Source organism: Lysinibacillus sp. NPDC093210 (assembly GCF_044753985.1).
Lineage (GTDB): Bacteria > Bacillota > Bacilli > Bacillales_A > Planococcaceae > Lysinibacillus.
On sequence record NZ_JBIVOE010000006.1, the window covers coordinates 226,243 to 238,969 of the forward strand.

Below are 12,727 nucleotides of genomic sequence, written 5' to 3' on the forward strand. Positions count from 1 at the left end.
TCGTAGCTTGGGAAATGGTGGCTTCACGAGTTTGATTTTTTCTAAATCACTCATGAATTCACTTCCTTCTAAATTAATTATACGTAAAATTATACCATCCAAAGGGATAAAACGAAGTACCTTTTTTATATGCGTTTAATCTTTTTTCTTAGTCGCATGACCTTCAAAAGTTTTTAAACATCATAATCCGATTTTCCCCTCAATCTTCTACTGGATATGTATACCTTATCATCGTTTCACATTTATAATCCGAGCATTCGAAATAATAGGGTTTTTCAGAGTCTGAACTTACGACTTTCACTTTATATCTAAAAGGAAAGCCCTCTTTTTTTATATATTCTCCAACTTCAATAGATACAATGTTTTCATTTTTTATATTAAGTGATTGGAATGCCTTCGATGCACCAGTTAATAAAATCTCTTTCTTCAGGAAATCATCCTGTTTATGATTATTAAAATATCCAGCCACACCTATTGAGCAAATGAAAAGAATCGTAATAGCTAGAATAGATATAAAATTTGTTAATTTTTTATTGCCCGATTTTACACCTAATAAAAATAAACTAATCATAGTTGAAGTACAAATATAAATGACAGTAAATATAATAGTGGTCTTTTCAAATAGAGAAATTTGATAAATAAACAATATAAATAAATACACAACAAATAAGAAAATCCATATGGGAATTAGATATTTTATATATTTTTTCATATTGGCGCACCTCTAATATTTTATTTACCCAATCCGATTTTAACATAAATATCCAACTAAAAAATTGCCTTTAAAGAAAACTATCTAGGTGATGTCATTCTCACCCATCACTAGTAAATTGCTTTCTCAAATCCTCGTAGTTCAAGGATGGCACAGTTCACATGGAGGCTTTACCTGTTTGTACGCTTTGTTATAGGCTATCTTTTTAGGTCACCCCTACATCTGACATGTCGTGTTTAGTCTTTTTCAGAAAAGCTTCCAATTCGAGCTGTAGCATTTTCAAACGATGCGGCTTTTTTGTGTTACAATTAAATTAACAAAAATTAGGAGGTATAATAATGCTTGGTATCACTTACGTAGTCTTCACCTTCGCTATAGCAGCTACAGTCATTGCCGTACTTAATGACATGAAGATCAAGAAATTAGAAAAACGTATCGAAGTACTTGAAAGAAATAAGTGATTCTAATATATAGTTGAATTATAGAAGGTTGTTTTAATCTCTCTATTTTCGTCTAATCCTCATATTGTTCAGCAACATACTAAACGCAAGCAAGGCTTACTGTTATTTTTATTGTATTAACAAGACCATAAACATAAATATGTAATATTAAAAAATACCATTACTGACCAAGCAGGAAATAACATTATTGCTACAAGTGCACAATGGATACCTCATTCTTTCTTAGCAAATCAATGGGTGAAGCAATAAACAATTTTTTATTGCATTATGCCATGAATTTGAACCTCACCATTTAGGTGAGGTCGTTTTTAACACAATCCCCCACCGCACTACCCTATACGCATACGCAAATTATTAATCTGCTCACGCTCTTTTCCCATGCTCCTTAGTTCGCTATATACCTTGCATCCTCTGCATTTCGTACTAGGGTCATCTTCTCGTTTCGAACACCCTTTGCATTTGAAAAATGCTATGTGATCCTGCTGATTGATTAAACTAGCTATACGTTATTTAACTTCCTTGCGTACTACATTCACTTCTAGTCATCTCCATCGTCGCCCATGTCATGAGATAAATTTTATCAGCATGTAGCTTTTTCAACTATGTAATCAACTAAGCCGTCTTGTTGCAATGCTACTAGCTTTACAAAGTCATTGAAATCTCTACTCTTTGGAGTATCGTATGTTTTAACATTCTTTCTATCCCTTTTAAAGTATGGACGTTCTTATGGTTGAACGGCACCTGGTATTTCAATTGTGTTGAACGCTCATGTTTGCCGTCCTACACAATTTCAAAAGGAATTTGATAAAGCCAATGACTTTCACATTTATATTGTGCCGCTTCAAGAAGCCTTCATTCCTTCAGCATATTCATCCCTTGTGTGTTATTAAATGCTATTTAGATTTGGGATCTTTAAGTTAGGAAATAAAAAATTATTTCCCGGGTAAGCGCAAGAAACGACAAGTTTTCAGTAAGTTTCCTTTTCATTGACTCATTCCTCTTGAACCGGGTTATCCACAAACATAGATTAATCCGTTATATCGATAACCTATGTCATATATACTACAATTTACCGCTTGCTGTCCATTCATCCAAGTCTCCGCAACTATTATTTGCTTTAACTCTTCGTCTGATCTTTACGTTTTTTTATAGGTTTACATAATCGCTTCGTTTTTTGCTTCATTGCTTCCATTTCCCGATAATCACCTTGACCAATAAGGAATAAATTAAATTTTTTCCTTCAATAAGACCAAGCAAGGATAATCATTTATTTTAAACCTATTATTTATAATAAAGTACTATAATTTGTAAAATATATGCTACAATTGCCGTTACAAGATAGGTTATGATAGGAATAAGGATTAGAAATCACAGGGGAAAAAGTTAGCATTATTGAATATTTTGAGTACCCATTTTGAGAATTACGGAAATGATATTTAGATTGTTTTATGCATATGGGGAATTGCTTGTCTTAGGAGAGGAGTAAAAAAATGATTGAATTTCGAAAAATAACCGGAGATAACATTGATGAAGTAATAGCACTTGAAGTTGGTGAAAACCAGAAAGACTTTGTAGAAACTACTAACCTCAGAAGCTTTGCAGACGGTCATATGTTGAACGCAGACGGGATACCAGCGACTCCCATTGCCATTTATGCCGATGGAGTAGCGGTCGGATTTTTGATGTATATTTATGATACAATGGATCATGAATCATTTGAAAATGAAGTGTTTTACGGGAAGAAGTGCTATTTTATTTGGCATATTATGATTGATAAGAGTTATCAAGGAAAAGGATATGGTAAAGTTGCATTTGATAAAATGTTGAAGGATATCGAAACCATGCCATATGGGGGAGCAAAATATGTAGCCCTCTTTTATCGAACAAGTAATGTCATAGCTAAATCATTATACGCTTCCTTTGGTTTCGTAGATACAGGAATCATTCAGGAGAATTCGATGTTGGCGATTAAAATTCTAGATGGGAAAATAGTAGAATAGCATCTCGGAAAGAAATGTTAGCATTCAACGTCTGAACCCATAATAAACTTAAGCTAATATCCTGAAGAAAAAAACGATATTGTTAACATAGTTTAGAATAATCAAAAAGCCCAGACTCAAATTCAATTGTTGATCGTAATATACAAACCAATCAACCAAAATGTAAAAATAAACCCCACCAAAAGGTGAGGTACTTTTTAATTGATAATATTTTTTAATCGATAAAAACTTTAGTCAAAGTAGTCATACCATTTTCATCGGTTGGCTTTAAATCAATATGTGAAAAATTACCATGAACTAAGACACCATCATAATTTGCATCTGTTAAACCTATATTTAAAAAATAGTTAGGTATTGGATTGCCATATTGATCCTTAGCATGCAGGCGATCTGTCAGCATTATTTCTACTTATTTCCCCAAATGGATTATAACTTTAGTCATAGGACAACTACTTGTTCTTATTTTAATTCGCTTATCAATGCAGCAATTTCTAACTATGAAGAGTTGTTTCGCTTAAGGTTTCACCTTAACAGTAAAAACATCCACCACAAAGTAACAAAAGTTACATCTTCATTTTAATTAACATGCTTACTTAATTTCCTCAGCCAACTCCAAAATAATTCCCTCTGGACCACGAACGTAGCATAATTTATAACTTTCTTCATACTGCTGTATCTCACTAAAGATTTCCGTACCATTCTTTTTCAATTTGGCAACAACAGTTTCAATATCTTCAACAGTAAATGCAATATGGCGGATACCTAGTGTATTTGCAAGGGGGTGCTGCATGTCAGCTTCATCTGACGGCGAATAAAATTTGATTAGCTCTATCCATGTCTGACCGTCTGATGTTCCCAGTCCAACACACGCTACTTTAGCGTCATTAAGCCCTACTGCATATCCCATTAACTCTCCTTCCATATCCCATTCCGCCTTCACTTCAAGCCCAAAATCGATAAAAAACTCTTTAGCGGCAGTGAGATCGTTTACGATTATACCTACATGATCTATTCTTTTGATTTTCAAATTTCATACCTCCTATTTTCCCTGTAATTATCCAATATACTGTATACAAATGCTAGTATTAACAAGGGGATTATTAATAAACAATATTATACTATTTCATTTTATTGATGATTTTGCGGTTTTTATTATGTTATATTAGGTGCTCTTTGGGACAATTTTCTTATTTTCATCATTTTGGGATTATTTCAAAAATATACGCTACGCTAAGTACGATTAATTTTAGACAATTTTGCTATGCTAGAAATAAAAGTATCCAACCACCAATCAAACGCTTTTTTATATTATCGCACAATTTTTTCCAAATATTCATTAAGCATAACTATCAATTTTATTTTCCATTGACTAGATATTTATTTCTTTTAATTTATCTATACGAACCATATAATTAAATAACTAAAAGGAGGCTAAAAAATGAAACATAATCCTTTACATCAATGGCAAAGAGAACATAATAAACGGGTAAAAGTATTCCATAAAAATCACGCTTTAGCATTAGAAAATGGTGACAACGGAAATGGACTACTAGCTAAGTGGGAAAGATTTATCTATAACAAAGGGAAGGCTTTTTTAAAGGCTGTCAAATAATTTTTTAGTTGCTGTTCTTCTTTAGGGCAGCTCTTTTTTGATTTTAAATCACCTTGTCTTACAACTCCTTCTTTCCACTATCCTCTTTCATATGCCGTCCAGTTACACTTGTATTGAGAGGCACGAGTTAGCTTTTTAAATAAAAAGACACTCCTATTATAAGGAATGTCAAAAGTCATAAGTAATTATCTATACATATCTAACTGATTTAATAAATATCTTTCTATTTCATTTATTGAAAATACCACTTCTTTATGAAGTTTATCTTCTATACTATCTTCAGTAATAAATACTAAATATTTATTTACATCTACAAAAAATTTCTCAAATTCTTGTAAAAATACTTCGATTTTTTGATCGCCAGGCGTTACGGATAAATAGATCGTTTTAAATAAATTAAAGTCACTATACGCATTACTTAAAAAATAGATGGCTAGCGTTTTATCGTTATTTACATTTGATTTTACAAAAGATAGATTTTGTTTTAACTTGTTCAATGCATTTATAAGATTTGTAGTTTGCTTAAACATATTCGCTGTATTACTAAACATCTAATATCCCCTCCAACTTAATAATAAAAAGAAATCTATAAAATTGGAATATTTTTATCAAACTTTTCCCCTCAAAGCTAACACAATTGTTCCTAAAGTGCACAAAGAGCCTTCACAACAATTTTCGAAGGACCTAAAATAAAATTTCCTATTATTAATTCTGTAGTACGAAGTCATATTTTTTATTTATCTTGTTTGCGATTGTTTCTAGAAACAATTCAACCGTCATATTTTCAACTTCTCTTGTATACCATGCGAGCTTTGCGCCATAGTTCTTTTTATTATAATTTACTTCTAATGGCCAGAAATTTTTAGTAGCATAAGTATAATCAAACTTAACAAAAAGTTCCTTCCCATCTGGACATTCCATAACAACATTATACATAGGATTTTTTCTTTCTTTTTCAAACTTAACTTTTCTAATTTTGGTTAACAATAGTATCCCTCCATTTATGTACTAATTCGACATAAAGAATGGAACTCCTCTAAAATCAGACAAGTATAATACACTAAGCGCCCTTTTTGAAATAAAGTCCATATTATTTTAGATAATTTATGAATATATGTATGTTATTATAAAATTAGTTTTTTTAGGAAATAAAGGGAGAAATGATAATGATTCATAAAAAAGGAATAAGAGTTACTTTACGAACAGCTACAATTACTGATTTAGAAGAAATCTATTATTGGAAATATGTTGATGGAACTCAAGCCGCTAAGAAATGGAATGGACCGTATATTCCAGAAAAACAAATGACTAAAACGGAATTTTTAAAGGATTGGGCCAATGATGAAGAGTTATTTGAAGGTGTCCCAAATACATTAGTCATGGCAGTAAATGACCAATTTATAGGCGTTGTAGGAGCTTATTGGGTTGACAAAAATACGAATTGGCTTGAAACAGGGATTGTTACATATAATTCAGATTACTGGAATGGTGGTTACGGATCTGAGGCTTATAGTTTATGGATTGACTATCTTTTTGAAAACACTACTCTTCATCGCATAGGTATGTCTACATGGTCTGGCAATGAAAGAATGATGCGAGTAGCTGATAAATTAGGAATGCAATTAGAAGCAAAAATTAGAGACGCACGAATGGTTGACGGGAAATACTATGATGCAATTAAAATGGGCATTTTACGTAGCGAGTGGGAATTACAAAAAGGTAGTCATCCTTCAGTCTAAAAGATTAAATGTTATATTTCATACTTAAAACCAGCTCGGTATTATTTACCTTGCTGGTTTTTGTAAGCTTAAATGTACCTTGTAATGATATGAAAGAAAGGTTTTCCGAAATCTTTAATGCTTTTTTCTATATTTTTATTTTTCAAAAGGCAATTAACTATAAAATCCAAGTTAACATTGCATATAAATAATAGTGTTAAGTTAATTTCCTCCTGATTTGTTTTTTAGGGTCGCCCCTATCCCAGGGTGACCCTTGTATAGATTACATTCCTAAAGTCAGTAGGTATATTGAATATTAAATGATAATAGTAGCGATAACCGCATATATAAGTTTTTAGATGTTGCTTTACATTTCATTTAAATAAAGTGTTGTAAAATAGTTCCTTTACCGTTATCCGTTTGCACTTCTGCAAATGCTCCGTTTATGAATGTCATTTGTGGCGGCAAATGACCACAATCGATGTCGTATATAATCGGCATTTCAAGCTCCTTAGAAAGTTCCTTATACACATCTTCGACAGTATAATTCTCAACAGAGGTTTCAGCATTACTTCTACCAAACATTATCCCTGAACAATTATTAAACCATCCAGCTAATCTCATTTGTACAAGTGTCCTACGCAAATCGGTAGTAGATAACTCACAGTTTTCAAAAAACCATATAACAGATTCACCTTTAATAAAAGTTTCTGTAAATTTTTGTACTTCACCAAACCTTGTTCCAATTAAATGTTTAATCGTATCAATACATCCTCCCAGTAAACGCCCATGTATTTTAACACGTTTATTTGCAGTATTTTTCCAATTTGTTTTCTCTGTAAAATGAAAAACATAAGGTGTAGGCTTATCGAAATGCCACTCCTTTTGATATTGGTCTGAAGAATGTTGTAGGATTGATTCACCTTTTTTTAGAGATAAAACCGACTGCCACATTGCTGTCGTGTCATCAGAATACTCGCCTCTTAAATCTATTAGATTCGTTCCATGTGCGGTAGCTATACCTGTTTTTAATGTAATAGCCAATAATAAAAGACTGATATCTGAGTAACCTAATACCCACTTGGTTGGAATATTTTCGAAGTCAATATATTCGAGTGTCTCAATAAGCAACTCCCCTCCCCAAGGAGGAATAATAATATGGATTTCATCATGAATGATCATGTTATTAAACTCTTCCGCACGCTTTTTAGCTGAAGCAGATTTTGCTTTATCTTGAGTCCAAGCGGTTTCTCCACAAAAGACTTTATATCCTTCCTTTTCCATACGAATGCATGCTGTTTTCAGTAAATCATGTAGTTCACTTGGTACGCCCGATGAAGGTGCTGTAACACCAATTGTTGTCCCTACTTCTAAAAATGGATATTTTATCATACGCATCCCCCTTTATAGTTCTAGTTAATTGTCACAAATTAACCAATTGCATTTAATTTTCGTACTGACTTGCTATGTAATTACGTATAAAAGAAAGTAAATATTTTATTTACGATAAGCTCGCCTCTCAGCATATTCAACACATAAATAGCACACTTTGATTTTTTGGCTTCTCTCATTCTTATAATTTCGTAAATCGGAAGCTTTACGCTTACAAAAATAGCATTCTTTCTTAGGAACATTTGGCGTAGTATTTATAAAACTTTCCTTAATTTTTGCTAATATTGATTTCACAATACAGCCCCCCTTTCATTTAGAACTTTCGACAAAAGGGAATGATTTCCTTCTACTATTATTGACAATAACAAAACTCTTACCACTAGCTTACATTTGCTACATTATGTTCTTTTATCAACTTTATAAATATAAAAAAAGAATACGTGAATAACTGTACTCTTTTCCTTGTTTTCGAGGTCATATAGGAGAAACCATAATTTTTAAATTCCTTTATTTTGTTACTCTTGGTATTATTAAACTATACAACTTTGAAGGGACTGAACTATGCGCGGATGGCAATATTTTTTATCTAACTGATTAAAAATATTGGAGGTACAAGTATTGATAAAAGAACTAAACACCCAAAGATTACATTTAAGAAGAATGGACATTTCAGACTCACATAGCTTATTTAAAATTTGGTCTGATCCAGATGTAACGAAATTTATGAACATTGCTAGTTTTACACATGAGGCACAAGCAAAAGAAATGATCGAACTTCTTGAGGAATTGGCTCAGGCAAATGAAGCAATTAGGTTCAGCATGATTGAAAGAAAATCCAACGAAATAATAGGAACGTGTGGATTCAATTTTATTGACTTTGAAGATAGCAAGGCAGAAATCGGTTATGATATCGCAAAAGCCTATTGGGGCATGGGATATGCGCCAGAAGGTATAAAGGCACTACTGAATTACGCTTTCGAAACTTTAAAATTAAATAAAATTGAAGCAAAAGTAGAGCCTGCAAATGTAAATTCTATTAGGGTGTTACAAAAACTTAATTTCACGTTCGAAGGCCAACTTAGAGAAAATTCTAATGAGAGTTTTATAGATATAAATATTTATTCAATTCTAAAAGCGGAATAATATTAAACTTTGCCTATATCAATAATTTAGATATAGGCATTCTTTTGTTTGAGACTTTATAGTTTGTGCTTTTCTTTGTTGAAACTAGTAAGAAGAGCAACGTTTAATTTAAATAAACGACTAAAAACTTAGCACAAAACCCCATTGCTAGCTGGGGTTTTGTTTATATAGTATTTACTGATTTTCTTCTTGTTTTTCATTCTTCTCATTCGCGTTCTTAAATTGTTCTTTTGTAAGATCATTATCTTCACGAACATCTAAATCATCTGGACTTAAATCATTTCCAAATTCTTCTCTTTCTACTTCCCTTTTATTTCTCTTATCTTTCGTCATAATAATCACCTCCAGTTATACACTTTCCTTTTTTTAAAAATCTATACTTTCAACTCTTTTTTTCAATAAAATAATTTCCTATACCGACTGATTTGAAGAAATCTATATAAAACTTTTTAATCCTATGCCCTCTTTTTTCTGTATGTTTTGTCCTAATTCCTTATATATGGTAAAGCTACATCTTGTATACATGACTGTTAGCGCTACTCTAAAAGAAAGCGCCTTATCCCTGTTACAACCCACATATTACTTGCTCGGTCATGAATCAATTTGTAATGCTAATGAGATGAATATATATTGTCAAGAGCTAACGACAGCAAATCGAACTGTTAAATCCAATTCACTTGAAAATGCTAAAAAATGCTTTAAGGCTGAGAACAATAGAGAGGCAAATGAAAATGAACTATTTTTCTTAAATGCTTTTGTAAATGATCAAATAATTCAATCACAATAATATAAAAATATAACCATTCAACTATTCAAAAACAGCCACTTCATTTAAATGAGGTGGCTTTAAATCGGCTTTCTCGTCTGAGTTTCTATTTTATTTGCTCTCCAGTATCATGCAGCTTTTTGTCCTTCGTGAAATAAAAAAAGCGCCTTTTTGCAGTGCGGCAATAGGCGGTTTATAAAGGTTTGTCTCATAAATTAGGATCTATGCAAATAAATATTGTTTGCCAATTTTCTAACATGTAAATTGTTATTACTAATTTTCATTCTATTAAAGTAGTCTGGATTCTCCTTCGAAATTATGACTCTGCCAAGCTCATCCTCATAAGTATTCCATCCAAACAGTAAAAACGTTATATTCACATATATTAAATTAGACTTAACATATAAATAGCCAATTAACATAAACAATATTCCGTTTGTAACCAATGTACTTTTTTCATGTATGTCAATTGCCAATAAAGGCACTATATATGTCACTAAGTAGCTTAAAATTTCTTCGTTTTTTCTCGATACACGCTCACCTACAATAGTGCTGTTTAATTCACATTTCTTTATATACAAAATAGGTAAAAATGAAAGGATAAATAATACAATTAAAATAATGTACACTGTAAGCAATACTTTATCTTGAATAATTGAAATAATGTTAAAACCATCATAGGGGTATATTGAAAGAGCTACAATTAGATACAATGGAGAGTAGGACGATATGAATAAAAACAATTTAAAAAGATTTGTCAATTTTCTCCCACCCTTTCTTAAATTACCTTAGGTCATCTCTTCCTCTTTCACCTGTTAATACAGTTTTATAATAAGCATCGTTAAGTAACTTGACTATATCATTCAATTGTTTTTTATCCGTATATTTTATTTTCGTTTTTTCTTCGTTTAATTCTATATTTAAGTCAAATTCCATAATAATTTCTTCTACTTTATCAAAATTGTCCACAAACCTAGTCATTCTTTCAGGCCTTGTCATTAATCTTGAAACCCTCTTTACAATATTGCCATCCTCAATACTATCATTTTTAAACTGGTCAAATCCTTCTAACTTATTCGTTTCTTTAAAGACTGATAATACAGAATTAGTATTTTGAACATACTTTGTTTTTAAATCAAAAATTCTTTGCATCGCTACATTATTAATTACAAGCACTTCGTCTTCAAAAATAAGTAAATCAAATCCAGGTTCAATCCCTATAAATGAATCTGAGACTTTTCTAAAAGTAGAGTCCGCTAATGTTCCCCAAAGACCTTTCGTAAACTTCTTTAGTTGAGGTATTCGATTTAAAAAATATGCAAATTTCCCCGCTTCTATTTCAATTTTTATACAGTATAAATCTTTTTGAGTATCCTCATTCAGCGATTCACCTGGTTCTTGTAAGCTTTTTAATAAATTATCAAATGTAATACCTATATATGAAGACTCACAGTATTCAACGACGCCATTAGGTCGACCATTTTCATTAAATTCAACTTGCTCTTTTCCCACTAATTTATCAATAGTTGGTTGGATAACTTTTACAATATCTGATTGCAAAGACCGACTTAAAGATGGTTTAAATGAAAAATAATCTAAAGCATCATGAGTTTTAATCTTTTCAATTAAAAACAAACTTACTTCAGATGTACCACTTAATAAGTGTTCTGAAATTTTGCTGTTAATAAACTCAATATCCAATAATAATCCCCCTAACTATATGAAATCATTAATAAAATCATACAATATTTGGTTATTATAGTAAAACAGAATACATAAAGAAATATTTATTTGCTATAACTCAACTTTTAAAAATAGTATCAGTATAAATGACATTCCACCACGAACAATCATTAGTTATTTGGAATAGAGTGGGCGATTTTGTATTAGGTTTACATAGAAAAAGGCTCTGAAGTTTTACGTAGAGTAAATTTTTCAGAGCACATTATTTCAAAATGAATCTAAACTTTATATTTTTATTAGGTATTTAATAAGATAGTTACGGAAACACCATTTGAAAAAGCACCACCAGTGGTAGTTACTTGTACTGATAAAAGAGTACATCCACTTATCGCAAAATTTGCAGCCTGTGTTGCACAACAACTTGGTGTTGTAGACGAGCTAGGACCTGTCACTGTAGCTCTAACTCCTGTAGCTACTGGAGCAGTAAATCCACAGTTTGTACTTGTAAATACTTGAGCTGAAGCTGTTTGTCCAGCGCTTAAAGTGTGATCTCTTATATTTAATGTAATACTTGTAATTGTGGCATTTTGTGGAATTACAATTGAACTCCTTACAAATGAAGCCGATGAAGTACCCGTTCCAAGAAAATCATTATTTCCAACTGACTGATCAGTAGAAAAAAAGACTTCCATTAACCCTGTTGCAGTTGGTCCAGTTGCTCCTGTAATACCTTGGATTCCTTGGGGACCCGTTGCTCCCGTTACGCCTTGGACTCCCTGGGTACCGGTTGCTCCCGTTACGCCTTGAATTCCTTGGGGACCCGTTGCTCCTGTTACCCCTTGGACTCCCTGAGTACCGGTTGCTCCCGTTACGCCTTGAATTCCTTGGGGACCCGTTGCTCCTGTTACCCCTTGGACACCCTGAGTACCGATTGCTCCCGTTACACCTTGAATTCCTTGGGGACCCGTTGTTCCTGTTACCCCTTGGATTCCTTCGGGACCCGTTGCTCCTGTTACCCCTTGGACTCCCTGAGTACCGATTGCTCCCGTTACACCTTGAATTCCTTGGGGACCCGTTGCTCCTGTTACCCCTTGGACTCCTTCGGGACCTGTTGCTCCTGTTACACCTTGGATTCCTTGGGGGCCCGTTGCTCCTGTTACCCCTTGGACTCCCTGAGTACCGATTGCTCCCGTTACACCTTGAATTCCTTGGGGACCCGTTGCTCCTGTTACCCCTTGGA

General features: G+C 32.6%; 16 protein-coding genes. 5 read left to right on the forward strand and 11 right to left on the reverse strand.

What is annotated here, in order from left to right; translation table 11 throughout:
• Positions 1-199 precede the first annotated feature (199 nt).
• Positions 200-712 (reverse strand): hypothetical protein, encoded by a 513-nt coding sequence (locus tag ACIP9C_RS15870; protein ID WP_401012159.1) that lies wholly within the window; start codon positions 710-712, stop codon positions 200-202.
• A 338-nt stretch (positions 713-1,050) separates the two neighbouring features.
• On the opposite strand from ACIP9C_RS15870, the gene ACIP9C_RS15875 reads away from it, so the two are divergent.
• Positions 1,051-1,173, forward strand: a complete 123-nt coding sequence (locus ACIP9C_RS15875) for a hypothetical protein (RefSeq protein WP_318285805.1) — start codon at positions 1,051-1,053, stop codon at positions 1,171-1,173.
• Between the two features lie 1,490 nt (positions 1,174-2,663).
• Complete coding sequence (locus tag ACIP9C_RS15880; protein WP_401012160.1) at positions 2,664-3,173, forward strand: GNAT family N-acetyltransferase; 510 nt, start codon at positions 2,664-2,666, stop codon at positions 3,171-3,173.
• Positions 3,174-3,387: 214 nt separating this feature from the next.
• Here the strand turns inward: ACIP9C_RS15880 and ACIP9C_RS15885 are convergent, their stop codons facing one another.
• Together ACIP9C_RS15885 and ACIP9C_RS15890 are read right to left on the reverse strand one after the other, a co-directional pair.
• Complete coding sequence (locus ACIP9C_RS15885) at positions 3,388-3,573, reverse strand: hypothetical protein (protein WP_401012161.1); 186 nt, start codon at positions 3,571-3,573, stop codon at positions 3,388-3,390.
• 189 nt (positions 3,574-3,762) lie between these two features.
• Positions 3,763-4,200: a VOC family protein gene (locus ACIP9C_RS15890; RefSeq protein WP_401012163.1), complete on the reverse strand. Its 438-nt coding sequence runs from the start codon at positions 4,198-4,200 to the stop codon at positions 3,763-3,765.
• A gap of 411 nt (positions 4,201-4,611) precedes the next feature.
• Between ACIP9C_RS15890 and ACIP9C_RS15895 the strand changes: the two genes are divergently transcribed.
• Positions 4,612-4,785, forward strand: a complete 174-nt coding sequence (locus ACIP9C_RS15895) for a hypothetical protein (RefSeq protein ID WP_401012165.1) — start codon at positions 4,612-4,614, stop codon at positions 4,783-4,785.
• Positions 4,786-4,970: 185 nt separating this feature from the next.
• Here the strand turns inward: ACIP9C_RS15895 and ACIP9C_RS15900 are convergent, their stop codons facing one another.
• Positions 4,971-5,336 carry a hypothetical protein gene (locus ACIP9C_RS15900; protein ID WP_401012167.1) on the reverse strand — a complete coding sequence of 122 codons (366 nt, stop codon included), beginning with the start codon at positions 5,334-5,336 and terminating at the stop codon, positions 4,971-4,973.
• Positions 5,337-5,490: 154 nt separating this feature from the next.
• A complete protein-coding gene (locus ACIP9C_RS15905; RefSeq protein ID WP_401012169.1) occupies positions 5,491-5,772 on the reverse strand; it encodes a hypothetical protein in 282 nt (93 codons plus the stop codon).
• 179 nt (positions 5,773-5,951) lie between these two features.
• Between ACIP9C_RS15905 and ACIP9C_RS15910 the strand changes: the two genes are divergently transcribed.
• Positions 5,952-6,524 carry a GNAT family N-acetyltransferase gene (locus ACIP9C_RS15910; RefSeq protein WP_401012170.1) on the forward strand — a complete coding sequence of 191 codons (573 nt, stop codon included), beginning with the start codon at positions 5,952-5,954 and terminating at the stop codon, positions 6,522-6,524.
• A 357-nt stretch (positions 6,525-6,881) separates the two neighbouring features.
• Here the strand turns inward: ACIP9C_RS15910 and ACIP9C_RS15915 are convergent, their stop codons facing one another.
• Together ACIP9C_RS15915 and ACIP9C_RS15920 are read right to left on the reverse strand one after the other, a co-directional pair.
• On the reverse strand, positions 6,882-7,895 hold the full coding sequence (locus tag ACIP9C_RS15915) for a S66 family peptidase (protein WP_401012171.1): 1,014 nt from the start codon (positions 7,893-7,895) through the stop codon (positions 6,882-6,884).
• Positions 7,896-8,000: 105 nt separating this feature from the next.
• Positions 8,001-8,189, reverse strand: coding sequence for a hypothetical protein (locus tag ACIP9C_RS15920; RefSeq protein ID WP_401012173.1), 189 nt, complete (start codon positions 8,187-8,189; stop codon positions 8,001-8,003).
• 324 nt (positions 8,190-8,513) lie between these two features.
• On the opposite strand from ACIP9C_RS15920, the gene ACIP9C_RS15925 reads away from it, so the two are divergent.
• Entirely contained in the window at positions 8,514-9,038 is a 525-nt protein-coding gene (locus ACIP9C_RS15925; protein WP_401012175.1) for a GNAT family N-acetyltransferase, read from the forward strand.
• 174 nt (positions 9,039-9,212) lie between these two features.
• Here ACIP9C_RS15925 and ACIP9C_RS15930 read toward each other — a convergent pair whose 3' ends face one another.
• From ACIP9C_RS15930 to ACIP9C_RS15945, 4 genes are all read right to left on the reverse strand, one after another.
• Entirely contained in the window at positions 9,213-9,371 is a 159-nt protein-coding gene (locus tag ACIP9C_RS15930) for a hypothetical protein (RefSeq protein WP_401012177.1), read from the reverse strand.
• A gap of 648 nt (positions 9,372-10,019) precedes the next feature.
• The gene (locus ACIP9C_RS15935; protein ID WP_401012178.1) at positions 10,020-10,565 is read right to left on the reverse strand and encodes a hypothetical protein; all 546 of its coding nucleotides are present in this window, start codon (positions 10,563-10,565) and stop codon (positions 10,020-10,022) included.
• A 22-nt stretch (positions 10,566-10,587) separates the two neighbouring features.
• Positions 10,588-11,505, reverse strand: coding sequence for a DUF4868 domain-containing protein (locus ACIP9C_RS15940; RefSeq protein ID WP_401012180.1), 918 nt, complete (start codon positions 11,503-11,505; stop codon positions 10,588-10,590).
• 278 nt (positions 11,506-11,783) lie between these two features.
• Positions 11,784-12,727 (reverse strand): collagen-like domain-containing protein (locus ACIP9C_RS15945; RefSeq protein ID WP_483869670.1); only part of this gene is annotated, 944 nt, incomplete at its 5' end.

Bases quoted from the DNA above. Each gene is read 5' to 3' on its own strand.
- ACIP9C_RS15870 (WP_401012159.1), bottom strand. From the start codon at position 712: ATGAAAAAATATATAAAATATCTAATTCCCATATGGATTTTCTTATTT.
- ACIP9C_RS15875 (WP_318285805.1), top strand. From the start codon at position 1,051: ATGCTTGGTATCACTTACGTAGTCTTCACCTTCGCTATAGCAGCTACA.
- ACIP9C_RS15880 (WP_401012160.1), top strand. From the start codon at position 2,664: ATGATTGAATTTCGAAAAATAACCGGAGATAACATTGATGAAGTAATA.
- ACIP9C_RS15885 (WP_401012161.1), bottom strand. From the start codon at position 3,573: ATGCTGACAGATCGCCTGCATGCTAAGGATCAATATGGCAATCCAATA.
- ACIP9C_RS15895 (WP_401012165.1), top strand. From the start codon at position 4,612: ATGAAACATAATCCTTTACATCAATGGCAAAGAGAACATAATAAACGG.
- ACIP9C_RS15900 (WP_401012167.1), bottom strand. From the start codon at position 5,336: ATGTTTAGTAATACAGCGAATATGTTTAAGCAAACTACAAATCTTATA.
- ACIP9C_RS15910 (WP_401012170.1), top strand. From the start codon at position 5,952: ATGATTCATAAAAAAGGAATAAGAGTTACTTTACGAACAGCTACAATT.
- ACIP9C_RS15915 (WP_401012171.1), bottom strand. From the start codon at position 7,895: ATGATAAAATATCCATTTTTAGAAGTAGGGACAACAATTGGTGTTACA.
- ACIP9C_RS15930 (WP_401012177.1), bottom strand. From the start codon at position 9,371: ATGACGAAAGATAAGAGAAATAAAAGGGAAGTAGAAAGAGAAGAATTT.